This is a genomic window from Photobacterium rosenbergii (genome assembly GCF_033022775.1).
GTDB classification, from domain to species: Bacteria; Pseudomonadota; Gammaproteobacteria; order Enterobacterales; family Vibrionaceae; genus Photobacterium; species Photobacterium rosenbergii_A.
On sequence record NZ_JAWJZI010000017.1, the window covers coordinates 17,957 to 44,799 of the forward strand.

Here is a 26,843-nt window from a genome sequence, read left to right on the forward strand (position 1 = left end):
TGCCAAGGGAATAACTCGCCTCCCCTGCTTTTGTGACTCCGGGCCATCATTACCCTAACTAGCAGAGATAAAAAAACGCCGCACTGAGTGCGGCGCTTTACAACTAGAGAGTTTTGAAACTGGAGAGCAGTGCGCGTTTAATTACACGTCCAGGTTCGCATTCAGGGCGTTCGCCTCGATGAAGTTACGACGCGGTTCTACGTGATCGCCCATCAGTGTAGTGAACAACTCGTCCGCAGCCACTGCATCGTTGATCGTTACCTGCATCATACGACGTGTTTCAGGATCCATGGTGGTTTCCCAAAGCTGCTCAGGGTTCATCTCTCCTAGACCTTTGTATCGCTGTAGCGACAGGCCGCGACGGGATTCTTTGATCAGCCACTCCAAGGCTTCCTTGAAGCTGCTTACCGGCTGCTTGCGCTCGCCACGCTGTACGTAGGCAGACTCCTCGAGCAGCTCGAACAACGCTTCTGACAATGATGCCAGCTTGCCGTACTCTTTCGAGTTAAGCAGATCAGCACTTAGCAGGTACTCATGCTCCACACCGTGGGTACGAACGGTCACTTTCGGCAACCACAAGCCCAGCTCTTCATCACGAACAACGGCAAAGGTGTACTGGCTCTCGCCAGATTGCTTGGCGTTCAACGCGGCAACCAGTGCCTTGGTCCAAGCTTCAACATCACTTTCGCTATTTAGCATCTCTGCCGACAAGCGAGGCTGGTAAGTAAACTCGTTCAGCATCAAGGTCGGGTAACGACGGCTCATACGTTCAATCAGCTTGTTCGCGCCGTTGAACTGCTTAACCAGAGACTCTAGCGCTTCACCGGAAATAGCAGGCGCGCCTTCAGCTGTAAACAGCGCAGCGTTGTCCAGTGCCAAGGCAACCTGGTACTGACCCATGTCCTCGTCATCCTGGATGTACTGCTCCTGTTTGCCCTTCTTCACTTTGTAAAGCGGTGGCTGGGCAATGTAGATATGGCCACGCTCGATAAGCTCTGGCATTTGACGATAGAAGAACGTCAGCAGCAGCGTACGGATGTGGGAACCATCGACATCGGCATCGGTCATGATAATGATGTTGTGGTAACGCAGTTTATCCGGGTTGTACTCGTCACGGCCGATACCACAGCCCATAGCAGTGATAAGCGTTGCAACTTCCTGTGAAGACAGCATCTTGTCAAAGCGGGCTTTCTCTACGTTCAGGATCTTACCTTTCAGCGGCAGGATAGCCTGGTTTTTACGGTTACGACCCTGCTTGGCACTACCGCCCGCAGAGTCACCCTCCACAATGTAGAGTTCAGAAAGCGCAGGGTCTTTTTCCTGGCAGTCCGCCAGTTTGCCCGGCAGGCCAGCCAGGTCAAGCGCACCTTTACGGCGGGTCATTTCACGGGCTTTACGGGCCGCTTCACGGGCACGTGATGCATCGATGATCTTAGTACATACCGTTTTAGCGTCAGCTGGGTTTTCCAACAGGAACTCGCTCAGCTTCTCACCCATGGTCGATTCAACCGCCGGCTTCACTTCACTCGATACCAGCTTGTCTTTGGTCTGGCTTGAGAACTTAGGATCCGGCACTTTCACCGATACTACTGCCGTTAGACCTTCACGGGCATCATCACCTGATGTCGCCGTTTTGGCCTTCTTCGAATAACCTTCTTTGTCCATGAAGTTATTCAGCGTACGGGTCAATGCACCACGGAAGCCTGCAAGGTGGGTACCACCATCACGCTGCGGAATGTTATTGGTGAAACAGTAGATGTTTTCCTGGAAACCATCGTTCCACTGCATTGCCACTTCCACACCAATACCGTCTTCGCGGGTAAACTCAAAGTGGAAAACTTTCGGGTGGATTGGCGTCTTGTTGCGGTTAAGGTGCTCAACGAATGCGCGGATACCACCTTCGTACATGAAGTGGTCCTGCTTGTCTTCCTCACGCTCGTCAATCAGCTTGATCGACACACCGGAGTTCAAGAACGACAGTTCGCGTAGGCGCTTAGCCAGGATTTCATATTGGAATTCAATGTTGCTGAAGGTTTCAGCGCTCGGCCAGAAGCGGATACGGGTACCGGTTTTCTCGGTTTCACCAATAATACCCAGTGGCGCCTGAGGCTCACCATGGTGGTAAATCTGCTGGTGGACAGAGCCGCCGCGGTGGATAGTCAGCTCGACTTTTTCAGACAGGGCATTAACAACAGAAACACCTACCCCGTGCAGACCACCGGATACCTTGTACGAGTTATCATCGAACTTACCGCCAGCGTGCAGTACCGTCATGATAACTTCCGCTGCCGACACGCCTTCTTCAGGGTGCATTTCAGTCGGAATACCACGACCATCATCACTCACAGACACAGAGCCATCTTCGTGGATAGTGACGATGATATCTTCACAGTGGCCAGCAAGAGCTTCGTCGATAGAGTTATCGACTACCTCAAATACCATGTGGTGCAAGCCTGTACCGTCATCGGTATCGCCAATATACATCCCTGGGCGCTTACGTACCGCATCAAGGCCCTTAAGTACCTTGATACTTGATGAATCGTAGTTGTTGGACATTGAGTTACTCTCGCTTAAATTATCCTGCGGTTATTTTACCGTGTTCCACATGAAACATCTTGCCATTTTCATCATGCATTTCCGCTATTTGGTCAATGCTGATCGCACTGATGAAGACTTGTGCCCCGGTCTCTTTCAACCGTTGCGCCAACAGTGCCCGACGATGGCTATCCAGCTCGGAAGCAAAATCATCAATTAAATATATACACTGCTTACCCGTTGCTTCGGTCAGGTGCAATCCTTGCGCAAGGCGCAAAGCACACATCATCAGCTTGAGCTGACCGCGGGAAAGCACATCCTCTACTGGGGTGCCGGCTACCTTCACCCGCAAGTCTGCTTTATGCGGACCGCTGGCGGTGTAACCCAGTTGGCTATCCCGTTCGAAATTACGCTGAAGCAATTCAGCATAAGGGGTGTCTTTTTCCCAACCCCGGTAGTACCCGAGTTGGATATCAAATTCTGGCAAAAAGACTTCGCAGATCTCTTTGGCTTTTAGTTTTACCGCCTCGAGATAATCATGGCGCCATTGCGAAATCTCTTCAGCCAGTAGGCTAAGTTCCTGATCCCAGTAACTCAGCTCACGGTAATGCCGGGCCGTTTTGAGCAAGGCATTGCGCTGTTTGGTTAGTCGTTTGACCCTCGCCCAAGCATGATAGAACTGGGGTTCCACGTGAAACACGCCCCAGTCAATGAAAGAGCGACGGAATTTCGGCCCGCCGATGAGCAAATCAAAGCCTTCGGGCGTGATCAACTGCAACGGCAGCAACTGGGCGAGCTGAGCCAACTTCTGACTTCCTTCACCACCAATTTTTAACTCGGTCGTACCATCGCGCTTTTTGTTGATACCAACAGGCAGCTCGAAAGACGAGGAGGATTGCAAACGACCGTGGACAAACAGCTCTTGTTGGTCATGGCGGATCACCCTGCCTGTCAGATGACTACGGAAAGAGCGGCCATGGCCGAGAAAATGGATTGCCTCCAAAACACTGGTCTTGCCGCTGCCGTTGGCGCCAACAAGAAAATTGAAGCCTGGCGACAACGACAAGTCACAGGCTTCAATGTTTCGGAAATCCTTTACGATCAGACGTGTTAACGACATGACCTTATAGCCTGATTGGCATCACCACGTACATGGCATCACCGCTGGCACTGTCTTCCAGCAAGGCACTGGCATTGGCATCAGTCAGCGACCAACGTACCTGCTCGCACTTGAGTGTGTTAAGAACATCAAGCACGTAGCTCACATTGAAGCCAATTTCGAGCGGCTCGCCCTGGTAATCGACATCCAGGAACTCTTCCGCTTCTTCCTGCTCAGGGTTATTGGCGGTAATGCGCATTTCACCCTGTGACAGATTAAGCCTGACACCACGGAATTTCTCGTTAGACAGAATAGCCGCACGTGAGAATGCCTTACGCAGCTCGTCACAGCTCGCTTCCACGACCTTAGTGCTGTTCTGCGGCATCACTCGGCGGTAATCAGGGAATCGACCATCTACCAGCTTAGAAGTAAACACGAAATTGTTCACTTCGGCGCGGATATTGGAGTGACCGATCTGCAGGCGAACCTCTTCGTCTGGGCTATCAAGCAGACGCATCAGCTCCATCACCCCTTTGCGTGGGACAATGATCTGCTTGGCAGGCAGCTCTGCGCTGGTTGAGACGGCGCACACCGCCATACGGTGACCATCAGTCGCTACCGAACGCAGCAACTGGCCATCGGTCTCAAACAGCATACCATTAAGGTAATAACGCACATCTTGGTGGGCCATCGAAAATTGAGTGCTGTCGATAAGCTGGCGCATCTGGCCTTGAGGAAGGGTAATTTCCACTTCGCTCTGCCAATCTTCGATATTCGGAAAATCTGCAGCTGGCAATACAGAAAGCGTATAACGGCTGCGGCCAGAGCGGATGATCGCGCGGTCCCCTTCCAGGGAAATCGCAATATTGGCACTGTCAGGCAGGCCACGGCAGATATCCAGGAACTTACGTGACGGTACCGTCACGGCACCTTCTTCGAAGTCGCCTTCCAAGGCTAGCTTGGCAATCATCTCAACTTCGAGGTCGGTACCTGTCATCGACAGGCAACCCTGCTCGACAACCAACAGAATATTGCCGAGGATCGGCAATGAAGGACGGCTACCCAATGCACCAGAGACCTGCTGCAGGGGTTTTAGTAGCTGTTCGCGTGCAACTGTAAATTTCATATTAAGATGACAGTGTTCTTATTAGGTTAGAATAATCTTCTTTGATGTCATGGCTTTCCTCACGCAGCTGCTCGATCTTGCGGCAGGCGTGAAGCACCGTGGTATGGTCCCGGCCACCAAAGGCATCGCCGATTTCCGGCAAGCTGTGGTTGGTCAACTCCTTGGCCAACGCCATCGCCATCTGGCGCGGGCGGGCAACCGAGCGGGAACGGCGCTTGGATAGCATATCAGCCATCTTAATTTTATAGTACTCGGCCACGGTCTTTTGAATATTATCAATCGTGACCAGTTTTTCCTGCAAGGCGAGCAAATCGCGCAGTGCCTCACGGACAAAATCAATGGTGATTGCCCGGCCGGTAAAGTTGGCATTGGCAATCACCCGGTTCAGTGCCCCTTCCAACTCACGGACATTGGAGCGCAGGCGCTTGGCAATGAAGAACGCCACTTCGTCTGCCAGGCGGATATTGTGATCTTCTGCCTTCTTCATCAGGATCGCCACGCGGGTTTCCAGTTCAGGCGGCTCAATCGCCACTGTCAGACCCCAGCCAAAGCGTGATTTCAGACGATCTTCTACCCCGTTGATCTCACGCGGGTAGCGGTCAGAAGTCAGGATAATCTGTTGGTTGCCTTCCAGTAGCGCATTAAACGTGTGGAAGAACTCTTCCTGCGAACGCTCCTTGTTGGCGAAGAACTGGATGTCATCGATCAGCAAGGCATCGACGCTACGGTAGTAGCGTTTAAACTCTTCGATGGCATTGTTCTGCAGAGCCTTAACCATATCCTGGACAAAGCGCTCCGAGTGCATGTACACCACTTTGGCATTGGGCTTGCGATCGGCAATGGCATTGCCCACCGCATGCAACAGGTGGGTTTTACCCAGGCCCGTACCACCATATAAGAACAATGGGTTATACGCTGCACCCGGGTTGTCGGCAACCTGACGGCAAGCCGCCAGGCCCAGCTGGTTCGACTTACCCTCAACGAAGTTGTTGAAGTTGTGCTTAGGGTTGACGTTCGAGCGGTAACCGGCCTGCGATTCAGGCTGGACCGGCGAGGGAGCGGGCTCCCAGGTACGCGAAGGCGCATCGTCATCCAGCGTCGGAGCAGGCTCTGCCTGTATAGGCGCCGGTGCCGGGGTCAGGATCGGCGGCGGCGTAACAGCAGGCTGCGGCGGCGGAGCTGCCACAGGCTTGCTACCAACCTCGAAACGCAGGATCGGCACATCATTACCGCAGAACTCGTTGAGCAGGCGGTTGATATTGTTGAGGTACTTATCACGGACCCAATCGAGCACAAAACGGTTGGGTGCGAACAGGGTCAACGTATTGTCGCTCAACTCGGCTTGAAGCGGTCGAACCCACATACTGAATTCTGTTGCAGGGAGTTCCTCTTGAAGGCGTTGAAGGCACTGCAACCAAAGCGAAGATGACAAGCTCGACTCCACACTGAATAACTAAACACTAAAAGGGATGCAATTTTATACCCGCTGGCTCAGGATCGCCAGCAAAGAGATCGCAGATCAAGTGAATAAGATCCGACTTATTCACATAGATCGCACAATTATACGTGTGATCACCACAATTTTACCCCTGCTTACCCACAAATCCATGAACATAAGCCATACTTTCTGTTATTTAAAATAACTCCAAGTTATTTATAGAAACCTGTTATTAACAGATAGGATGATTCCAACAGAACATCATCACAGCAACCTGAGGAGTAAACAGGATGAAAAGCTGGGTAACAACTTCATTGACCGCAATCGCCCTAACCTTGTCTGTTAGCCAAGCCGCGATGGCTGCCACCGATGTAAAAGTAGGAATGTCAGGACGCTATTTCCCTTTTACTTTTGTTAAGCAAGATCAGCTACAAGGTTTTGAGGTCGATCTGTGGAACGAAATCGGCAAACGCAATGACTATAATGTCGAGTTTGTTACCGCTAACTTCTCAGGTCTATTTGGTTTGCTGGAAACCGGTCGTATCGACACCATCTCCAACCAGATCACCATGACCGAAGAGCGCAAAGCCAAATACTTGTTCTCGCAGCCTTATGTCGTTGATGGTGCACAGCTGGTGGTTCGCAAAGGTAATGACAAGATCACCAGCACGGATGATCTGGCCGGAAAAACCGTCGGGGTTAACCTAGGTTCAAACTACGAGCAGCTGCTGCGCCAGCTCGATACCGACGGAAAGATCCAAATTAAAACCTACGACACCGGTATCGAACACGATGTGGCCCTGGGCCGTACCGATGCGTTCGTGATGGACCGCCTATCGTCGCTTGAGCTGATCAAGAAAGCGAACCTGCCGCTTCAACTGGCAGGCGAACCGTTCGAGAAGATTGAAAACGCCTGGCCATTTGTTCAAGGCGAAAAAGGCGAGAAGCTTCGTGACGAGGTTAACGTTGCCCTAGAGGCCATGCGCCAAGACGGCACTCTGGCAGAGATTTCTATCAAGTGGTTTGATGCCGACATCACCCACTAAGTCCAACGGCTATCCTTCATAATCACAAGACTCACCCCCGGGTGGGTCTTTGTCGCTGATAAACCACGGTAAATAAGAAGACACCACTATGGGTTTTGATTTTGACTACATGCTTTCCCTGATGCCGATCCTGTTCAACTACCTCGGCACCACCATGGGAATGGCACTTTGGGGCCTGGTATTCGCCCTGATCATTGCATTGGTACTGGCCCTGCTTCGTATTTACCGTATTCCGGTGCTCGATCAGCTTAGCCAGCTATATATCAGCTTCTTCCGCGGCACCCCGCTGCTGGTACAGCTGTTCCTGCTTTACTACGGTCTGCCGCAAGTGATGCCGGTTTTCGTCGGCCTCGATGCCTTTACCGCAGCCATTATCGGCCTAAGCCTGCACTTTGCCGCCTACATGGCCGAGAGTATCCGCGCGGCAATTATTGGTATCGACCGCAGCCAACGGGAAGCCAGCCTGTCGATAGGCATGACCGAGCTGCAAGCCATGCGCCGGATCATCCTACCACAGGCTACGCGGGTCGCCCTGCCTTCACTGATGAACTATTTTATCGACATGATCAAATCGACCTCTCTGGCTTTTACCCTCGGGGTAGCAGAAATCATGGCTACGGCTCAGATGGAAGCCTCGTCGAGCTTCAAGTTCTTCGAAGCCTTCCTTGCCGTTGCCCTGATTTACTGGGGTATCGTCCTAGTCCTGACCCGGGTGCAAAACTGGGCAGAAGCTAAACTCAACAGGGCCTACACACGATGATTAAGATTGAAAACCTGACCAAACGATTTGGTGAAGCGACGATTTTCTCCGGTTTGGAGCTGACGATCAGCAAAGGGGAGATCGTGGTGGTCATCGGCCCTTCGGGTACCGGTAAATCCACCCTGCTGCGTTGCATTAATTTCCTCGAAACCGCTGATGAAGGACATCTGACCCTCGGTGATGTCTCGGTTGAGAGTATGCAGGCCAGCCAGAAAGATATTTTGGCCCTACGCCGCAAAACCGGTTTTGTGTTCCAGAACTATGCCCTATTTGCCCACCTGACAGCGAGACAAAACATTGCCGAAGGGTTGATCACGGTAAAAGGCTGGAACAAAGAGGAAGCCTACAACAAAGCGCAGCAAATCCTGGATGATATCGGCCTGGGCGATAAAGGCGATCACTACCCGGCCGCATTGTCAGGCGGGCAGCAACAACGGGTCGGCATCGGCCGTGCCATGGCGCTCGAAGCCGAGCTACTGCTGTTTGACGAGCCGACGTCAGCACTGGATCCGGAATGGGTCGGCGAAGTGCTGAGCCTGATGCAGAAACTGGCGACACGCCACCAGACGATGTTGGTCGTCACCCACGAAATGCAATTTGCCCGCGAAGTGGCCGATCGAGTGATCTTTATGGCCGATGGTAGCTTCGTCGAGCAAGGTCCACCGGATCAGATCTTCGGTAACCCGCAAGATCCGAGGCTGAAAAAGTTCCTGAGCCAGGTCGGGATCCGCTAAGGATCCTTGCACTCCAGCGTATAGGAAGTATAATTCAGCGCCCGCAGTTCTCTGCTGGGCATAATTATTGACTATTTAAGAGTCAGTGATTACAATTCCGCCTCTTTGATTAGAGGCAACGACTGAAAACAGTCGCTAAACTCTAACCAAACTTAAAAACTGATCAGTTAATTTAAGGTAAAACCCATGAAACGCACTTTTCAACCTTCAGTTCTAAAGCGCAAGCGTACTCACGGCTTCCGTGCACGCATGGCTACTAAGAACGGTCGCGCAACAATCAATGCTCGTCGCGCTAAAGGCCGTAAGCGTCTTTCTAAGTAATCATTAGATTATTTTGAGTAAGCACGCTTTCTCTCGGGAGTTACGTCTGTTAACTCCCGAACATTACAAACAAGTCTTCCAGCAAGCTCATCGTGCTGGCTCTCCCCACTTAACTATTCTTGCCCGCAATAACAACCTAGACCATCCGCGTCTTGGCTTGGCTGTCCCTAAGAAACAGATCAAAACCGCCGTTGGCCGCAACAAATTCAAACGTATCGTGCGTGAGAGTTTCCGCCAGAAGCAACACGATCTGCCGGCGAAGGATTTTGTCGTTATCGCCAAGAAGAGTGCCAGTGAGTTGAGCAACGAAGAACTTTTCAAGCTGCTAGATAAATTATGGCATCGCCTGTCTCGCCCTTCGCGTGGCTAGTCATTGGACTAGTCCGCTTTTACCAACTGGCAATTAGCCCTCTCATCGGGCCGCGTTGTCGCTTCACCCCTACCTGTTCCCAATACGCGATCGAAGCCATAAAAACGCACGGAGCAATAAAAGGAGGTTGGTTCGCGGCGAAACGTCTATTAAGATGTCACCCTTTAAACGACGGTGGTTATGACCCCGTTCCGCCAACCAAGCATAACGACAGAGATAAGTAACGATGGATTCCCAACGCAATATTCTGTTAATTGCCCTACTGTTTGTCTCTTTCCTGCTGTTCCAGCAGTGGAATACTGACAGCAACCCGCAACCGCAGGGTGTAGCGCAACAAGTAACTCACAGTGGTGATGTCCCTTCGCATTCCGCTGACGGCCAGCCAATCACTGACCAAAGCACGTCAAACAACCTTATCACCATTAACACTGATGTACTGGCGCTTACTGTCGATACGCTTGGTGGTGACATCATCGAAGCCAAACTACTGGCTTACGACAACGAATTGGAATCGGAAGACCCATTCGTTCTACTGAAAAATGACCAGGGCCACAGCTACACGGCTCAATCAGGCCTTATCGGTGCCCAGGGTATCGATACAGCAGCTGGCCGTGCCCAGCTACAGGTATCGGCTGACAGCTTCACGCTGGAAGATGGCCAGGACGAACTTCGTGTTCCGATGACCTACGAGCAGGACGGCATCAGCTACACCAAAACTATCATCGTTAAGCGCAACAGCTACGCCGTTGATGTTGAATACACCATCAACAACCAATCAGAACAACCTGCTAACGTGCAGATGTATGCTCAGCTGAAGCAGAACCTGATGGATGACGGTGGCAGCCTGACCATGCCGACTTACCGCGGCGGTGCTTACTCGGCTGACAACGTGAAGTACAAGAAATACAGCTTCGATGATATGCAGGACAAAAACTTGAACCTGGATATGAATCAAGGCTGGGCGGCAATGATGCAGCACTACTTCGTAACTGCATGGATCCCGCGCGCTGAACAAGCGAGCAACCTATACACCCGTACCAGCAATGGTCAGGGCTACATCGGTGTTCGCATGCCAACCACAACGGTTGCACCGGGTAGTGAGGAATCACTAACGGCAACACTTTGGGTTGGTCCTAAGCTGCAAGACCAAATGGCGGCAACGGCCAACAACCTTAACCTGACTGTTGATTACGGCTGGCTATGGTTCATTGCAAGCCCGCTACACAGCCTGCTGTCGTTTATCCAGGGTATCGTGGTGAACTGGGGTCTGGCGATCATCATCCTAACCTTCATCGTTCGTGGTGCGATGTACCCGCTGACTAAAGCGCAGTACACCTCTATGGCGAAAATGCGTATGCTGCAGCCAAAACTGCAGGCAATGCGTGAGCGCCTTGGCGACGACCGCCAGCGCATGAGCCAGGAAATGATGGAACTGTACAAGAAAGAGAAAGTGAACCCACTGGGTGGCTGTCTACCAATCTTGCTGCAGATGCCAATCTTCATCGCGCTTTACTGGGCACTGATGGAATCGGTTGAACTGCGTCACGCGCCGTTCTTCGGTTGGATCCACGACCTATCAGCACAGGACCCGTTCTACATCCTGCCGATCCTGATGGGTGCGACCATGTTCCTGATCCAGAAGATGAGCCCGACGACGGTAACAGACCCGATGCAGCAGAAGATCATGACCTTCATGCCGGTGATGTTCACCTTCTTCTTCCTGTTCTTCCCATCAGGTCTAGTACTTTACTGGCTAGTATCGAACATCGTAACACTGATCCAGCAGACGCTGATTTACCGCTCGCTGGAGAAGAAAGGCCTGCATAGTAAATAGTGCAGACCCATGTTGAGATAAAAGGCGGCCTGCGGGCCGCCTTTTTTATTCCCTTAACCCCAAGCGCTTGCCATTGCTGGGCAATCGCCACTACTCTGTTTACAATTGCAGCGTATTTATCAAGCTAAGCCAAAATTATGACTGAACATACAGATACCATTGTTGCCCAAGCCACCCCACCGGGGCGTGGCGGCGTCGGCATCATCCGCGTCTCGGGCCCGAAAGCCAAAGAAGTCGCCCTTGCCGTAGCCGGTCGCGAACTCAAGCCTCGTTATGCCGAGTACCTGCCCTTCAAGAATGAAGACGGCACGGCGTTGGATCAGGGTATTGCGTTGTTCTTCAAGGGGCCGAACTCCTTTACCGGTGAAGATGTGCTGGAACTTCAGGGCCATGGCGGCCCGGTGCTGATGGATATGATGATCCGCCGCATCCTGGAAATCGACGGCATCCGTGCCGCCCGCCCGGGCGAGTTCTCGGAGCGTGCCTTCATGAACGACAAGCTCGATCTGGCACAGGCAGAAGCGATTGCCGACCTGATTGATGCTAGCTCAGAAGAAGCCGCGAAAAGTGCCTTCAAATCGCTCCAGGGCGCTTTCTCGGTTCGAGTTAACGAGCTGGTGGAAGCCCTTATCCACCTGCGTATCTACGTCGAGGCCGCTATCGACTTCCCGGAAGAAGAAATCGACTTCCTGTCTGACGGTAAAGTCTCCGGCGATCTGAACGGTATCATCGACCGCCTTGACGCTGTGCGCCGGGAAGCCAACCAAGGTGCGATTATGCGCGAGGGGATGAAAGTCGTCATCGCCGGCCGCCCTAACGCCGGTAAGTCCAGCCTGCTCAATGCCCTGTCAGGCAAAGACAGCGCGATTGTCACCGACATCGCCGGTACCACCCGTGACGTCCTGCGCGAGCATATCCACATCGATGGCATGCCGCTGCACATTATTGACACCGCCGGTCTGCGTGAGGCTTCTGACGAAGTTGAGCGCATCGGTATCGAGCGCGCATGGGAAGAAATCCAGCAGGCAGACCGGGTGCTGTTCATGGTCGACAGTACCACTACCGACGCCACCGACCCGGCCGAGATCTGGCCGGAGTTTGTCGAGCGCCTGCCTGAAGGGCTGGGTATCACGGTGATCCGCAATAAGGTCGAGCTAACAGGCGAAGACGCCGGGATCTGCCACGTCAACAACCCGACTCTAATTCGCCTTTCTGCCCGCACCGGTGATGGCGTCGAGCCACTGCGTGACCACCTCAAGGAGTGCATGGGCTTTGCCGGCACCACCGAAGGCGGCTTCATGGCCCGCAGGCGTCACCTCGATGCCCTGGAGCGCGCAGCCAGCCACTTGGAAACGGGTAAAGAGCAGCTCGAAGGCTTCATGGCCGGGGAAATCCTGGCCGAGGAGCTGCGCCTCGCCCAGCAGCACTTGAGTGAGATCACCGGCGAGTTCACCTCCGATGATCTGCTCGGCCGGATCTTTACCTCGTTCTGTATCGGTAAATAACCGATCCTGCCAATGTGATCCCCTTCACGGCCTGCTTCAGATCTTCGGGGCAGGCTGTGAATAACCTTTCGAAAAAGATCCTTCCCCCTGCAATATCAGGCTTTCATCCCTGCTCTGAGCCAGTACAATGCTGTGTATAAATTTGTTGTGAATATCTACACAGGTATGTATCCCATGAGTCATATCACCCTTATTACCGGCAGCACCCTCGGTGGTGCCGAATATGTCGCTGATCACCTCAGTGACTTGCTCGAACAGGCCGGCCACAGCACCGATATTATTAATCAGGCCGAACTGGAGCAGCTTTCCACTGACAATATCTGGCTGGTGGTCTGCTCTACCCACGGTGCTGGCGAGTTTCCTGACAATTTCCAGCCTTTCGTCGAACAGTTGACCAACCAGCATCCGGATCTTGCCCGCTTGCGCTACGGCGTGATCGGTCTGGGTGATTCCAGTTACGATACATTCTGTGCCGCCGCCAAGAATATTGATCAGCAACTGGCAAAATTGGGGGCGATCCGCCTCGGTGAGCGATTGGAAATCGATGTGTCGCAGGATCCGGTACCGGAAGATCCGGCAGAAGTATGGCTGGAAAACTGGAAAAACGACCTGAATTGAGCAAAAAACAAACAGGTTTTTACTCAATAAAAGGCGATCAATAAACTTTTTTCTGTGGATAACTATAGATCTAAACGGTGATCAACCGATAGTTATCCCTTTAATAACTTCTCAGCCCTCACACGCCTGTTGATAACTAGCTATTTTGATCCCAGCTAATCCTTGCGGAGATCCATGCTGCTCCACAACAAATGATCCTCTCTAACATCATGATCATTAGGATCATTTATCACTTATCCACACGATCGGCGGATCTATATAATAGATCTAACAGAAGATCTATTTAAAAGATCTTATCTATATTCAAAACGGTATCCCCTCCAGGATCAAATGATCTTCAGGAAAGATTCTCTCCACGGCGGAAACAGGATAGAATGTTGCACCTTTGCTCAAAGATAACTCACTGGCAATTTTGAATACCCGAGGTAGTTTCATGTTTTACCAGGAAAATTTTGATGTCATCGTCGTAGGTGGCGGTCATGCCGGAACAGAAGCGGCATTGGCAGCAGCCCGTATGGGACAAAATACCCTACTGCTGACACACAACATCGATACGTTGGGACAAATGTCATGCAACCCAGCAATCGGCGGGATCGGGAAAGGACACCTGGTTAAAGAAGTTGACGCCCTTGGAGGTTTGATGGCCCGGGCGATTGACAAAGGCGGGATCCAGTTCCGTACTTTGAACTCGTCAAAAGGCCCTGCCGTGAGGGCCACGCGTGCCCAGGCAGACCGTGCCCTGTACAAGGCTGCAGTTCGCGAGGTGCTGGAAAACCAGCCGAACCTGAAACTGTTCCAGCAGGCCGTCGATGATCTGATCATCGAAAACGATCGCGTTGTCGGTGCCGTGACCGAAATGGGCCTTAAGTTCCGTGCCAAAGCGGTCGTGTTGACCGTAGGGACCTTCCTTGGCGGTAAGATCCACATTGGTCTGGAAAATTACAACGGCGGACGTGCTGGTGATCCACCTTCGATCACCTTGGCTTCTCGCCTGCGTGAAATGCCTTTCCGCGTTGATCGTCTCAAGACGGGGACGCCGCCGCGCATTGATGCCCGCAGTGTTGATTTCAGCCAGCTGCAAGCCCAGCATGGCGACAACCCGACTCCCCTGTTCTCGTTCATGGGCAAAGCTTCGGATCATCCGCGTCAGATCCCATGCTTTATTACCCATACCAACGAGAAAACCCATGATGTGATCCGCAATAACCTGGATCGCAGCCCGATGTATTCTGGGGTGATCGAAGGGATCGGCCCGCGTTACTGTCCGTCGATCGAAGACAAGGTCATGCGTTTTGCCGACAAGGACAGCCATCAGATCTTTATCGAACCTGAAGGCCTGACCACCCATGAACTGTACCCGAACGGTATCTCCACCAGCTTGCCGTTTGATGTTCAGATGCAGATTGTCCGTTCGATGAAAGGCTTCGAGAATGCCGATATCGTTCGCCCGGGTTATGCTATCGAGTACGATTTCTTCGATCCGCGCGACCTGAAACAGACTTTTGAGACCAAGTTTATCAACGGCTTGTTCTTTGCAGGTCAGATCAACGGCACCACCGGTTACGAAGAAGCGGCTGCGCAAGGCTTGCTGGCCGGTATGAACGCTGCCCTGCTGGCGCAGGACCGCGAAGGCTGGAGCCCGCGTCGTGATCAGGCCTACATGGGCGTATTGATCGATGACTTGTCGACCATGGGTACCAAAGAGCCGTACCGCATGTTCACATCACGCGCCGAGTACCGTTTGCTGCTTCGTGAAGATAACGCTGATTTGCGCCTGACCGAAATTGGTCGTGAATTCGGTCTGGTTGATGATGAGCGTTGGGCGCGTTTCAACCAGAAACTGGAAAATATGGAGCAGGAGAGCCAGCGCCTGAAAAGTATTTGGGTGAACCCGAATTCAGAGCAGGTAGAAACGGTCAACCAGATCCTGAAAACACCTATCGTGCGTGAGGCGAGCGGTGAAGATTTGCTGCGCCGTCCAGAAGTGACCTACAACCAGCTTACCAACATCGAGATGTTCGGCCCGGCCCATGAAGATAGCCAGGCTAGCGAGCAGGTTGAAATCCAGGTGAAATATCAGGGCTATATCGACCGTCAGAAAGACGAAGTGGAAAAATCCCTGCGTCATGAGAAGACCAAGCTACCGTTTGAGCTTGACTACAGCGTGGTTAAAGGCCTATCGAACGAAGTGATTGCCAAGCTTAACGACGCCAAACCGGAAACCATCGGTATGGCCTCGCGTATTTCAGGCATCACCCCGGCAGCAATTTCCCTGCTGCTTGTCTATCTCAAGAAGCAAGGTTTGCTGAAAAAAGGCGAATAGGAGTAATTTGTGAAACAACGTCTGGTGCAACTGATAGCGCAAACTGATCTCACAGTCACAGAACAGCAAATTGACCAGCTCGTTGGCTATGTAGCCATGCTGGATAAATGGAATAAAGCGTATAATCTGACATCGGTACGTGATCCGTATGAGATGTTGGTGAAACATATTATGGATAGTATTGTGGTAAGCCCTCACCTCGAAGGTGAGCGGTTTATCGATGTAGGTACCGGCCCGGGTCTGCCAGGGATCCCTCTGGCGATCATGAACCCGGACAAGCAGTTCACCTTATTGGACAGCCTGGGCAAGCGGATCCGTTTTATCCGTCAGGTGATCCATGAACTGAAGATCAACAATGTCACTCCGGTCCAGAGCCGGGTTGAGGAATTCCAGCCTGAAATCGGCTTCGATGCCGTACTCAGCCGCGCGTTTGCCTCGATGAATGACATGGTCTCCTGGTGCCACCATCTCCCTGCCAGCAACGGGTGCTTCCTGGCGCTGAAGGGGCAATTTAATCAGCAGGAAGTGACAGAACTGCCCGAATGGTGTTCTGTGACGGAAGTCAAATCTTTGCAAGTTCCGGAGTTAGAAGGCGAACGCCATCTAGTAATCTTGACGGCAAAGGATTAACGGATGAGGTTTTTTTGTGGGAAGAGTCATAGCGGTAGCCAACCAGAAGGGAGGCGTGGGTAAAACCACAACATGTGTCAATTTGGCAGCGTCACTGGCGGCCACTCAGCGTAAGGTCCTGGTCATTGATCTGGATCCTCAGGGTAATGCCACCATGGCCAGCGGCGTAGATAAATACCAAGTCGACGCAACGGCTTATGAGCTTCTTGTCGAAGAAACCCCGTTCGATGATGTCGTGATCACCGACACCACTGGCGGCTATCACCTGATAGCTGCCAACGGTGATGTCACGGCGGCAGAAATCAAACTGATGGAAGTCTTTGCCCGCGAGGTAAGGTTGCGTAACGCCTTAGAGGTAGTTCGTGATAACTATGATTTCATCTTTATTGATTGTCCTCCTGCCTTAAACCTTCTTACAATCAATGCAATGACAGCTGCAGACTCTGTTCTGGTTCCTATGCAGTGCGAATACTTCGCCCTCGAAGGGCTGACGGCATTGATGGACACCATCAGTAAACTTACCGCTGTCGTCAACAGCGAGCTGAAAATTGAAGGATTGCTGCGGACCATGTACGACCCGCGCAACCGACTGGCGAACGAAGTGTCGCAGCAGCTCAAGAAACATTTTGGCGACAAGGTATATCGCACCGTGATCCCACGTAATGTTCGTCTTGCCGAAGCGCCTAGCCATGGTAGACCTGCCATGTACTATGACAAGTATTCGAGTGGTGCCAAAGCCTACCTGGCCTTGGCCGGTGAAATCATTCGCCGTGACGAGCTGGCAAAAAATGCCGGTGCGGTCGATGCATAAAGGGTAACCATGAATATGAATAAACGAGGCCTGGGAAAGGGTCTTGATGCCTTGCTGGCCACCAGCTCTGTTGCGGCGACGAAACAGCAACAGGCTGACAAAGCACAAACATTGTCGGCTGATGGTACGCTCAAGGAGCTGGCCATCAGCCAATTGGCACCGGGGCGTTATCAGCCGCGCAAAGATATGTCGGATGAAGCCTTGGCCGAGCTGGCCGAGTCTATCCGTGCCCAAGGTGTGATCCAGCCGATTGTGGTACGCGAAACCGCGCCGCAGCAGTTTGAGATCATTGCCGGGGAGAGGCGCTGGCGTGCTTCGCGTCAAGCGGGCCTTCAGAAAGTCCCTTGTATTATTAAGGATGTTAACGACAGGGCAACGGTTGCTATTGCCCTGATTGAGAATATCCAGCGTGAAGATCTCAATGCCATTGAGGAAGCGCAGGCGCTAGAAAGGCTGCAGAGTGAGTTTTCACTTACTCACCAGCAGGTGGCCGAGGCGGTGGGTAAGTCCCGTGCGGCGGTGTCTAACCTGCTGCGCCTTAACCAGCTCGAAGCGCCGGTCAAGCGAATGGTAGAGCAAAGGCAGCTGGAAATGGGCCATGCCCGTGCCCTGCTCGCCCTACCCAATGAACGCCAGCTTGAAGCGGCGCAAATTGTTGTAGCCAAGATGTTAACGGTTCGTGACACCGAACGCTTGGTGAAGAAGATGCTGACGCCTGAACCTGAGCCTAAAGTGGCGGTGGCCAACCCGCAAATCGAAGCGGTAGAAAACCAGCTAAGTGAGCAGTTTGGCACCCAGGTGGCGATAAATCAGCAAAAAAACGGTAAAGGAAAGATCGTTATCAGTTTTGATCAGGCTGACAAGTTGGAGCAAATTGTTGCAATGTTAGGTCACGAAATGTGATATAAAACGTGCATATTTTGTTGCAAAAATTACAACATCGTGATCAAGTTATTGTGTTGTAAAATCTAACATCTTTTTTTGCTGCGATTAGATTGCATTCAATCTAATGAGCCGTATAATTTTCGCTGTTTTCCCAGCACGTCGTAAGTGCAGTGGAACGGACTCGAGGAACGAATACATGGTATCGGCGCTAGTTAGACCGGGACGCCAGTTGGCGAAGCGGTTGCTGTTGCTACAATCTGGCGTCGTTTTGATAACGGCAATCATGGCAGTTTTTGCTGTCAGTGTTGACTGGGGAATCTCCGCACTTATCGGTGGCGGCATCTTTGTGATCGCCAATGCTGTCTTTGCGACTTGTGCGTTTTTGTTCAGCGGTGCCCGCAAGGCACGGCTGGTCATGGCGTCATTCTATGGTGGCGAAGTGCTGAAAATCCTCATTACGGTCATCCTGTTTGCCTTTGTTTACCTGTATGTCGAGGTGGAACTTGTTCCCCTCAAACTGACCTATTTGCTGGCTCTCGGAATTAATATCTTTGGGCCGGTTTTATTCATTAACAACAACAAATAGGATGAGTTATGGCTGCGCCAGGTGAAGCGCTAACGCCGTCAGGTTACATCACTCACCACCTGACAAATCTGTCAGTCGGTGAAGGATTCTGGGCGGTACATATAGATAGCCTGTTTTTCTCAGCCCTGACCGGTCTACTCTTTCTTTGGGTATTCCGTAAGGCTGCGAAAACAGCGACATCAGGAGTTCCTGGGAAACTACAGTGTTTTGTGGAAATGGTTGTTGAGTTCGTTGACGATAACGTCAAGGAAACCTTCCATGGCCGCAACCCGCTGATAGCTCCTTTGGCTCTTACCATTTTCTGCTGGATTTTGCTGATGAACATCATGGACTTGGTGCCAATTGATTTTCTTCCATATCCTGCTGAACATTGGTTGGGTATTCCTTACCTTAAGGTTGTACCGAGTGCTGATGTCAACATCACCATGGCAATGGCGCTGGGCGTTTTCGCCTTGATGATTTACTACAGCATCAAAGTGAAAGGTCTCGGTGGCTTTGCGAAAGAACTGGCTCTTCACCCGTTCAATCACCCGGTCATGATCCCGTTCAACCTGCTTCTTGAAGTGGTATCGCTATTGGCGAAGCCGCTATCACTGGGCATGCGTTTGTTCGGTAACATGTTCGCTGGTGAGGTGGTGTTTATCCTAATCGCGGCACTTATGCCGTGGTGGGCACAATGGCTGGGCTCGGTACCGTGGGCAATTTTCCACGTTCTAGTCATTACAATTCAAGCATTCGTGTTTATGATGTTGACTATTGTGTACCTGTCTCAGGCGCATGAAGACAATCATTAACGATTATTTGTAAATTATTCAATTTTTTACTGGCACTTTAGCCGACAACTATAAACTGGAGATAGTGATGGAAACTTTACTAAGCTTTTCTGCAATTGCCGTGGGCATCATTGTAGGTCTTGCTGCACTGGGTACTGCGATCGGCTTCGCCCTTCTAGGTGGTAAATTCCTTGAAGGCGCTGCGCGCCAGCCTGAAATGGCTCCAATGCTACAGGTTAAGATGTTCATCATTGCTGGTCTGCTTGATGCGGTTCCAATGATCGGTATCGTAATCGCACTACTATTCACATTCGCAAACCCATTCGTTGGCCAGCTAGCTGGTTAATCAAAAAAAACGAACGGACCCATAGCAACCCTTTTTAAGGAGATGCGTTGTGAATATGAATGCAACTTTGCTGGGTCAGGCTATCGCATTCTTTATGTTTGTGGTGTTCTGCATGAAATATGTATGGCCACCAATCATGGAAGCGATTGAAGAGCGTCAGAAAAAAATTGCTGACGGTTTGGCAGCGGCTGATCGCGCTGCCAAAGACCTGAACCTGGCGCAGGCTAATGCTTCGGACCAACTGAAAGAAGCAAAACGCACTGCAACTGAGATCGTAGAGCAAGCGAACAAACGCAAAGCTCAGATCGTCGACGAAGCGAAGGCGGAAGCCCTGGCTGAGCGTGACAAAATTCTGGCCCAAGGTCTTGCTGAGATCGAAGCCGAACGTAACCGCGCTCGCGATGAGCTAAGAAAACAAGTTGCAACTCTGGCTGTGATTGGTGCTGAGAAAATCATTGAGCGTTCTATCGATAAAGATGCGCACGCTGATCTTCTTAACAAAGTCACTGCAGAACTGTAATTAAAGGGGCAAGCACATGTCGGATATGACTACTATCGCACGCCCCTACGCTAAAGCAGCCTTTGATCTTGCGGTTGAGAAAGGTGAGCTGGGCCAATGGGCTCAAATGCTCACCTTCGCTGCCGAAGTCACCCGTAACGAGACCATCCAGGACATCCTGGATAGCGGTTACGCGGCGGACAAGCTGACAGAAATCTTCTTGTCAGTATGCGGCGAGCAACTCAACGAACCTGGCCAGAACCTGATTAAGGTGATGGCCGAAAACGGACGCCTGAAAGCCCTTCCTGCTGTCTGTGACGAGTACCTGCTCCTGAAAAGCGAGCTGGAAAAAACTATCGATGCCACTGTGGTTTCCGCAGTCGAGCTTGACGATAGCCAACTTGTTGCCATCAGCGAGAAGCTTGAGCAGCGCTTGTCCCGTAAGGTAAAGCTGAATTGCAGTGTAGACGAGACCCTGATTGCCGGGGTCGTGATTAGAGCTGGAGACTTGGTCATCGATAACTCAGTACGCGGCAAACTAGACCGCCTGAGCGATACTTTGCAGTCTTGATTTGGGGAATTGGAGCATGCAACTTAATTCCACGGAAATTAGCGAACTGATCAAGCAGCGTATTGAAAACTTCAACGTTGTAAGTGAAGCGCGTAACGAAGGTACTATCGTGTCGGTAAGCGACGGTATCATTCGTATCCATGGCCTTGCTGATGTAATGCAAGGTGAAATGATTGAATTACCTGGTGGCCGTTTTGCACTAGCACTTAACCTTGAGCGTGACTCGGTTGGTGCGGTTGTAATGGGCCCATATGCTGACCTTCAGGAAGGCATGAAAGTAACGGGTACTGGTCGTATTCTTGAAGTACCAGTAGGCCCTGCGCTTCTAGGCCGCGTAGTGAACACACTAGGTGAGCCAATCGATGGTAAAGGTCCAATCGAGACAGAGACATTCTCTCCTGTTGAAGTGATTGCACCGGGTGTAATCGACCGTAAATCGGTAGACCAGCCTGTACAGACTGGTTACAAGGCCGTTGACTCGATGATCCCAATCGGCCGTGGCCAGCGTGAGCTGATCATCGGTGACCGCCAGACGGGTAAAACCGCTATGGCGATCGATGCCATCATCAACCAGAAGAACTCTGGTATTTACTCTGTTTATGTAGCTATCGGCCAGAAAGCGTCAACCATTGCAAACGTGGTTCGCAAACTGGAAGAGCACGGCGCACTGGAAAACACCATTGTAGTTGTAGCTTCTGCATCAGAAGCGGCAGCACTGCAGTACCTAGCACCATACGCTGGCTGTGCAATGGGTGAATACTTCCGTGACCGCGGTGAAGATGCCCTGATCGTATACGATGACCTGTCTAAGCAGGCTGTTGCCTACCGTCAGATCTCACTGTTGCTACGTCGTCCGCCGGGCCGTGAAGCCTTCCCTGGTGACGTTTTCTACCTCCACTCTCGTCTGCTAGAGCGTGCTGCTCGTGTTAACGAGAACTACGTAGAAAAATTCACCAACGGTGAAGTGAAAGGCCGCACCGGCTCACTAACTGCCCTGCCAATCATCGAAACGCAGGCAGGTGACGTATCGGCATTCGTACCGACCAACGTTATCTCTATCACCGATGGCCAGATCTTCCTACAGACAGAACTGTTCAACGCCGGTATTCGTCCAGCGGTTGACCCAGGTATCTCTGTATCGCGTGTAGGTGGTTCTGCCCAGACCAAGATCATCAAGAAACTGTCTGGTGGTATCCGTACCGCTCTTGCACAGTACCGTGAACTTGCGGCATTCGCCCAGTTCTCGTCTGACCTTGATGAAGCAACGAAGAAGCAGCTTGATCACGGTCAGAAAGTAACTGAGCTGATGAAGCAGAAGCAGTATGCACCGATGTCTGTGTTCGAACAGTCACTGGTTATCTTTGCTGCTGAGAAAGGCTACTTGAATGACATCGAGCTAACTAAGCTTGCTGATTTCGAAGCCGCGTTGCTTTCATACGCCAAAGGTCACTTTGCTGAGCTAGTGTCTCAGGTTGATGAAACGGGTGCTTGGAATGATGAAATCGAAGCCCAGTTCGTGAAACTGGTTGAAGGTTTCAAAGCGACCCAGACTTGGTAATTGGTTGGTGATCGCTTGCGATCACCTTCTAACGGAGAGTAACGATGGCCGGCGCAAAAGAGATTCGTAACAAGATCGGTAGTGTTAAAAACACTCAGAAGATCACCAAAGCGATGGAAATGGTGGCGGCGTCTAAAATGCGTAAAACGCAAGACGCTATGGAGTCATCACGTCCATACGCACAAACTATGCGCAAAGTGATCGGTCATATCGCCCTTGGTAGCCTTGAGTATAAGCATCCTTATCTCGAGGAGCGTGAAGCCAAGCGCGTTGGTTACATCATTGTTTCTACAGACCGTGGCCTGTGTGGTGGCCTGAACATTAACTTGTTCAAGCAAGCCATCCACGATATCCAGGGCTGGTCTGAACAGGGTGCAGAAGTTGATTTGGCGCTGATTGGCTCCAAGGCAACCGCATTCTTTAACAGCTACGGCGGCAACGTGGCCGCGCAGGTTTCTGGCCTGGGCGACAACCCATCAGTGGATGAGCTGATCGGTACCGTTGGCGTAATGCTGAAGAAATATGATGAAGGCCAATTGGATCGCCTGTACCTGGTTTACAACAAGTTTGTGAACACCATGGTTCAGGAACCAGTGATTGATCAATTGCTGCCTTTGCCTAAGTCGGAAGACGAAGAGATGCAGCGCAGCCATGCTTGGGACTACATTTATGAGCCTGAGCCGAAAGCCCTGCTGGATACCCTGCTGATTCGCTACGTTGAATCCCAGGTATACCAGGGCGTGGTCGAGAACCTTGCCAGTGAGCAGGCCGCTCGAATGGTCGCGATGAAAGCAGCAACCGATAATGCAGGAAACCTGATTGACGAACTGCAGCTTGTGTACAACAAGGCCCGTCAGGCCGCGATCACACAAGAGCTGTCTGAAATCGTTTCTGGTGCTGCTGCTGTTTAAGGCAAAGATTTAATAAGTTTAGAGGATTAACGATGGCTACAGGTAAGATCGTACAGATCATCGGTGCGGTAGTCGACGTAGAGTTTCCACAGGACTCTGTACCACAGGTATACGATGCCCTTCACGTTGATGCAAAAGAAAACGGTACGCTAGTACTGGAAGTTCAGCAGCAGCTTGGCGGTGGTGTTGTCCGTGGTATCGCAATGGGTACTTCTGATGGCCTGCGTCGTGGTTTGTCTGTTGAAAATACAGGCCGCCCAATTGAGGTTCCAGTTGGTAACGCAACCCTAGGACGTATCATGAACGTTCTGGGTCAGCCAATTGATGAGTGTGGTGAGATCGGTGAGAAAGAGCGTTACGCGATTCACCGTGAAGCACCAAGCTACGAAGAGCAGTCAAACGCGACTGAACTACTAGAAACAGGCGTTAAGGTTATCGACCTGATTTGTCCATTCGCTAAGGGTGGTAAAATCGGCCTGTTCGGTGGTGCGGGTGTAGGTAAGACCGTAAACATGATGGAGCTGATCAACAACATCGCGCTTCAGCATTCAGGTCTATCTGTATTTGCCGGTGTTGGTGAGCGTACTCGTGAAGGTAACGACTTCTACTACGAGATGCAGGAAGCGGGTGTTGTAAACATCGAAAATCCTGAGGAATCGAAAGTAGCAATGGTTTACGGCCAGATGAACGAGCCACCAGGTAACCGTCTACGTGTTGCACTGACTGGTCTGACAATGGCAGAGCGTTTCCGTGACGAAGGCCGTGACGTTCTTCTGTTCATCGATAACATCTACCGTTATACCCTTGCGGGTACAGAGGTATCGGCACTTCTAGGCCGTATGCCATCTGCGGTAGGTTACCAGCCAACTCTTGCAGAAGAGATGGGTGTACTTCAGGAGCGTATCACATCGACCAAGACAGGCTCTATCACGTCTGTACAGGCCGTTTACGTACCTGCGGATGACTTGACTGACCCATCGCCGGCGACCACGTTCGCCCACCTTGATGCGACAGTTGTACTTTCTCGTCAGATCGCTTCTCTGGGTCTATACCCTGCGATCGACCCATTGGATTCAACATCGCGTATGCTTGATCCGCTAGTGGTTGGTCAGGAGCACTACGATATCGCACGTGGCGTACAGAGTATCCTGCAGCGCTACAAAGAGCTGAAAGACATCATTGCAATTCTGGGTATGGACGAGCTATCTGAAGAAGATAAGCAGGCTGTATCCCGTGCACGTAAGATTGAGCGTTTCCTCACTCAGCCTTACCACGTTGCAGAAGTCTTCACAGGCGACCCTGGTATCTACGTATCGCTGAAAGATACGCTACGTAGCTTCAAAGGTCTTCTAGCGGGTGAATACGACGATATCCCAGAGCAGGCATTTATGTACTGCGGTGCGATTGAAGACGTATTGGAAAACGCGAAGAAGCTTTAAGCTAACTAGGAGGCGACATGGCAGCGATAACCTTCCATCTGGATGTAGTAAGTGCAGAGAAACGTCTGTTTTCTGGCCGCGCTGAAAACATTCAGGTGACCGGTAGCGAAGGTGAACTGGGTATTCACGCAGGTCACACCCCGCTGCTGACCGCTATCACGCCGGGTATGGTCCGTATTACCAAACAGCATGGCGAAGAAGAGGTAATTTACCTTTCTGGCGGCATGCTGGAGGTTCAGCCGGGCACGGTTACCGTGTTGGCTGACACCGCTATCCGCGGTGAAGATCTGGACACAGCGAAAGCGGAAGAAGCGAAACGCCAGGCTGAGGAGCGCATCCACAACCAGCATGGCGACATCGACTTCGCTCAGGCAGCCAGCGATTTGGCGAAGGCTATTGCTCAGCTTCGAGTTATCGAACTGACCAAGAAAGCCCGCTAAGATCAGCAAGGCCAAAAAAGCGACCCTCGGGTCGCTTTTTTTATACCTGTGATCTATCCCCAACGATCCACCCCCGAGCCAACTTACCTTTTCACAGTGAGTTATTACTCGTAAAAAATTATCTATTTTTCCTGCCGCCGCTGCCCTTGGCATTATACAATGGCGCTAGGTTACTTATTTGATATGCACCAAGAGGATTAAGTCATGAGCTTTAGCGCTGTGATTCTCGCCGCGGGAAAGGGAACCCGCATGTACTCCAACCTGCCTAAAGTGTTGCATACACTGGCAGGCAAGCCGATGGCCAAACACGTGATTGACACCTGTGCCGGCCTTGGCGCCAACAATATCCACCTGGTATACGGCCACGGCGGCGATCAGATGCAGGCTGCTTTGAGCGCCGAGCCTGTAAACTGGGTATTGCAGGCTGAGCAGTTGGGTACCGGCCATGCGGTCAACCAGGCTTGCCCTGATCTGGCGGAAGACGAGAAGGTGCTTATCCTGTACGGTGATGTGCCGCTGATCAGCAGCGAAACTTTGGAGAATCTACTAGATGCCCAGCCTGACGGCGGTATTGCCCTGCTGACTGTAGTTCTTGACGATCCGACTGGTTATGGTCGTATCGTGCGCCGTAATGGCCCTGTAGTGGCGATTGTCGAGCAGAAAGACGCCTCTGAAGAGCAGAAGTTGATCAAGGAAATCAACACCGGTGTGATGGTGGCTAATGGCGGCGATCTGAAACGTTGGTTGTCTGCCCTTAAAAATGACAACGCCCAGGGTGAATACTACCTGACTGATATAATCGAAATCGCCCACAACGAAGGCCGTGCGGTTGAAGCGGTACACCCGGTACGTGCTATCGAGGTAGAAGGCGTCAATAACCGCGTTCAGCTGGCCAAGCTTGAGCGTGCCTTCCAGGGCATGCAGGCTGAGCGTTTGCTGGAGCAAGGCGTAATGCTGCGTGACCCGAGCCGTTTTGACTTACGCGGTGAGCTGCAGTGCGGTACCGACGTCGAAATCGATGCCAACGTCATTATCGAAGGCAGCGTCTCGCTGGGCAACAACGTGGTGATCGGCGCGGGCTCTATCCTGACCGATTGTGAGATTGATGATAACACCGTGATCCGCCCATACAGCGTGATTGAAGGGGCAACCGTCGGTGAAGACTGTACGGTGGGCCCGTTTACCCGCCTGCGCCCGGGGGCTGAGTTGGTGGGTGACTCGCACGTCGGTAACTTTGTCGAGATGAAGAAAGCACGTTTGGGTCAGGGCTCGAAAGCCAATCACCTGACTTACCTGGGTGATGCCGAGATCGGCGATCGCGTGAATATCGGTGCCGGTACCATTACCTGTAACTATGACGGTGCCAACAAGTTTAAGACTGAGATCGCCGATGATGTATTCGTCGGCTCTGATACCCAACTTATCGCACCAGTGAAAGTGGGTAAAGGCGCAACCATCGGTGCCGGCGCCACAATCAACCGTAATGTCGGTGAGGGTGAGTTGGTGATCACTCGTGCCCCAGCCCGTACCGTCAAAGGCTGGAAGCGTCCAGAGAAGAAGTAATTCTTTTTGCTCCTAATTATCCAAAGGCAAGGCTACGGCCTTGCCTTTTTCATGCCTGTAGCCAATGTTGCCAGGTGTTTATCCTTCTTCTTTCGAATAAAAAATTAATTGCACATAGTTGA

27 protein-coding genes are annotated in these 26,843 nt (G+C 51.7%); 23 read left to right on the top strand and 4 right to left on the bottom strand.

What is annotated here, in order from left to right:
* Positions 1 to 141: 141 nt before the first annotated feature.
* From gyrB to dnaA, 4 genes are read right to left on the bottom strand one after another with little or no spacing between them, the layout of a single operon-like run.
* Positions 142 to 2,556, bottom strand: coding sequence for a DNA topoisomerase (ATP-hydrolyzing) subunit B (gyrB, locus tag R2X38_RS22605; RefSeq protein ID WP_317524625.1), 2,415 nt, complete (start codon positions 2,554 to 2,556; stop codon positions 142 to 144).
* Between the two features lie 19 nt (positions 2,557 to 2,575).
* On the bottom strand, positions 2,576 to 3,655 hold the full coding sequence (gene recF / locus R2X38_RS22610) for a DNA replication/repair protein RecF (protein WP_317524627.1): 1,080 nt from the start codon (positions 3,653 to 3,655) through the stop codon (positions 2,576 to 2,578).
* A 4-nt stretch (positions 3,656 to 3,659) separates the two neighbouring features.
* Positions 3,660 to 4,760, bottom strand: a complete 1,101-nt coding sequence (dnaN, locus tag R2X38_RS22615) for a DNA polymerase III subunit beta (protein WP_317524629.1) — start codon at positions 4,758 to 4,760, stop codon at positions 3,660 to 3,662.
* Position 4,761: 1 nt separating this feature from the next.
* Positions 4,762 to 6,192: a chromosomal replication initiator protein DnaA gene (gene dnaA / locus R2X38_RS22620; RefSeq protein WP_317524630.1), complete on the bottom strand. Its 1,431-nt coding sequence runs from the start codon at positions 6,190 to 6,192 to the stop codon at positions 4,762 to 4,764.
* A gap of 362 nt (positions 6,193 to 6,554) precedes the next feature.
* Here dnaA and R2X38_RS22625 point away from each other — a divergent pair, with 362 nt between their 5' ends.
* From R2X38_RS22625 to glmU, 23 genes are all read left to right on the top strand, one after another.
* Entirely contained in the window at positions 6,555 to 7,244 is a 690-nt protein-coding gene (locus R2X38_RS22625) for an amino acid ABC transporter substrate-binding protein (RefSeq protein ID WP_411185802.1), read from the top strand.
* 88 nt (positions 7,245 to 7,332) lie between these two features.
* The gene (locus tag R2X38_RS22630) at positions 7,333 to 8,004 is read left to right on the top strand and encodes an amino acid ABC transporter permease (RefSeq protein ID WP_039463493.1); all 672 of its coding nucleotides are present in this window, start codon (positions 7,333 to 7,335) and stop codon (positions 8,002 to 8,004) included.
* Positions 8,001 to 8,738 carry an amino acid ABC transporter ATP-binding protein gene (locus R2X38_RS22635; RefSeq protein ID WP_317524632.1) on the top strand — a complete coding sequence of 246 codons (738 nt, stop codon included), beginning with the start codon at positions 8,001 to 8,003 and terminating at the stop codon, positions 8,736 to 8,738. Before R2X38_RS22630 ends, R2X38_RS22635 begins: the two co-directional genes overlap by 4 nt.
* 186 nt (positions 8,739 to 8,924) lie before the next feature.
* Positions 8,925 to 9,059 (top strand): 50S ribosomal protein L34, encoded by a 135-nt coding sequence (gene rpmH / locus R2X38_RS22640; protein ID WP_004411068.1) that lies wholly within the window; start codon positions 8,925 to 8,927, stop codon positions 9,057 to 9,059.
* A gap of 13 nt (positions 9,060 to 9,072) precedes the next feature.
* Entirely contained in the window at positions 9,073 to 9,429 is a 357-nt protein-coding gene (gene rnpA, locus R2X38_RS22645) for a ribonuclease P protein component (RefSeq protein ID WP_187460167.1), read from the top strand.
* On the top strand, positions 9,396 to 9,653 hold the full coding sequence (yidD, locus tag R2X38_RS22650) for a membrane protein insertion efficiency factor YidD (protein WP_317524633.1): 258 nt from the start codon (positions 9,396 to 9,398) through the stop codon (positions 9,651 to 9,653). The genes rnpA and yidD overlap by 34 nt, the downstream gene beginning before the upstream one ends.
* A gap of 2 nt (positions 9,654 to 9,655) precedes the next feature.
* Positions 9,656 to 11,263: a membrane protein insertase YidC gene (gene yidC / locus R2X38_RS22655; RefSeq protein ID WP_317524634.1), complete on the top strand. Its 1,608-nt coding sequence runs from the start codon at positions 9,656 to 9,658 to the stop codon at positions 11,261 to 11,263.
* Positions 11,264 to 11,400: 137 nt separating this feature from the next.
* Positions 11,401 to 12,768 carry a tRNA uridine-5-carboxymethylaminomethyl(34) synthesis GTPase MnmE gene (gene mnmE, locus R2X38_RS22660; protein ID WP_317524635.1) on the top strand — a complete coding sequence of 456 codons (1,368 nt, stop codon included), beginning with the start codon at positions 11,401 to 11,403 and terminating at the stop codon, positions 12,766 to 12,768.
* Between the two features lie 174 nt (positions 12,769 to 12,942).
* Positions 12,943 to 13,386, top strand: coding sequence for an FMN-binding protein MioC (mioC, locus tag R2X38_RS22665; RefSeq protein ID WP_317524636.1), 444 nt, complete (start codon positions 12,943 to 12,945; stop codon positions 13,384 to 13,386).
* Between the two features lie 433 nt (positions 13,387 to 13,819).
* Positions 13,820 to 15,709 (top strand): tRNA uridine-5-carboxymethylaminomethyl(34) synthesis enzyme MnmG, encoded by a 1,890-nt coding sequence (gene mnmG / locus R2X38_RS22670; protein WP_317524637.1) that lies wholly within the window; start codon positions 13,820 to 13,822, stop codon positions 15,707 to 15,709.
* 9 nt (positions 15,710 to 15,718) lie between these two features.
* Positions 15,719 to 16,339, top strand: a complete 621-nt coding sequence (gene rsmG, locus R2X38_RS22675) for a 16S rRNA (guanine(527)-N(7))-methyltransferase RsmG (RefSeq protein WP_317524638.1) — start codon at positions 15,719 to 15,721, stop codon at positions 16,337 to 16,339.
* Positions 16,340 to 16,355: 16 nt separating this feature from the next.
* Positions 16,356 to 17,150, top strand: a complete 795-nt coding sequence (locus R2X38_RS22680) for a ParA family protein (protein WP_317524639.1) — start codon at positions 16,356 to 16,358, stop codon at positions 17,148 to 17,150.
* Between the two features lie 15 nt (positions 17,151 to 17,165).
* A complete protein-coding gene (locus R2X38_RS22685; protein ID WP_317524677.1) occupies positions 17,166 to 18,053 on the top strand; it encodes a ParB/RepB/Spo0J family partition protein in 888 nt (295 codons plus the stop codon).
* 178 nt (positions 18,054 to 18,231) lie between these two features.
* Positions 18,232 to 18,621: a F0F1 ATP synthase subunit I gene (locus tag R2X38_RS22690; protein WP_107351518.1), complete on the top strand. Its 390-nt coding sequence runs from the start codon at positions 18,232 to 18,234 to the stop codon at positions 18,619 to 18,621.
* 8 nt (positions 18,622 to 18,629) lie between these two features.
* A complete protein-coding gene (atpB, locus tag R2X38_RS22695) occupies positions 18,630 to 19,415 on the top strand; it encodes a F0F1 ATP synthase subunit A (protein WP_317524640.1) in 786 nt (261 codons plus the stop codon).
* 67 nt (positions 19,416 to 19,482) lie between these two features.
* Positions 19,483 to 19,740 carry a F0F1 ATP synthase subunit C gene (gene atpE, locus R2X38_RS22700; protein WP_005302247.1) on the top strand — a complete coding sequence of 86 codons (258 nt, stop codon included), beginning with the start codon at positions 19,483 to 19,485 and terminating at the stop codon, positions 19,738 to 19,740.
* A 49-nt stretch (positions 19,741 to 19,789) separates the two neighbouring features.
* Positions 19,790 to 20,260 (top strand): F0F1 ATP synthase subunit B, encoded by a 471-nt coding sequence (gene atpF / locus R2X38_RS22705; protein WP_317524641.1) that lies wholly within the window; start codon positions 19,790 to 19,792, stop codon positions 20,258 to 20,260.
* A gap of 16 nt (positions 20,261 to 20,276) precedes the next feature.
* Positions 20,277 to 20,810 (top strand): F0F1 ATP synthase subunit delta, encoded by a 534-nt coding sequence (gene atpH / locus R2X38_RS22710; RefSeq protein WP_317524642.1) that lies wholly within the window; start codon positions 20,277 to 20,279, stop codon positions 20,808 to 20,810.
* A 16-nt stretch (positions 20,811 to 20,826) separates the two neighbouring features.
* Entirely contained in the window at positions 20,827 to 22,368 is a 1,542-nt protein-coding gene (gene atpA, locus R2X38_RS22715) for a F0F1 ATP synthase subunit alpha (RefSeq protein WP_044622200.1), read from the top strand.
* 44 nt (positions 22,369 to 22,412) lie between these two features.
* A complete protein-coding gene (atpG, locus tag R2X38_RS22720) occupies positions 22,413 to 23,279 on the top strand; it encodes a F0F1 ATP synthase subunit gamma (RefSeq protein WP_317524643.1) in 867 nt (288 codons plus the stop codon).
* A 32-nt stretch (positions 23,280 to 23,311) separates the two neighbouring features.
* Entirely contained in the window at positions 23,312 to 24,718 is a 1,407-nt protein-coding gene (atpD, locus tag R2X38_RS22725) for a F0F1 ATP synthase subunit beta (RefSeq protein ID WP_107300832.1), read from the top strand.
* 17 nt (positions 24,719 to 24,735) lie between these two features.
* Positions 24,736 to 25,158 (top strand): F0F1 ATP synthase subunit epsilon, encoded by a 423-nt coding sequence (locus R2X38_RS22730; RefSeq protein WP_107300831.1) that lies wholly within the window; start codon positions 24,736 to 24,738, stop codon positions 25,156 to 25,158.
* Positions 25,159 to 25,362: 204 nt separating this feature from the next.
* A complete protein-coding gene (gene glmU / locus R2X38_RS22735) occupies positions 25,363 to 26,721 on the top strand; it encodes a bifunctional UDP-N-acetylglucosamine diphosphorylase/glucosamine-1-phosphate N-acetyltransferase GlmU (protein WP_317524645.1) in 1,359 nt (452 codons plus the stop codon).
* Positions 26,722 to 26,843 lie beyond the last annotated feature (122 nt).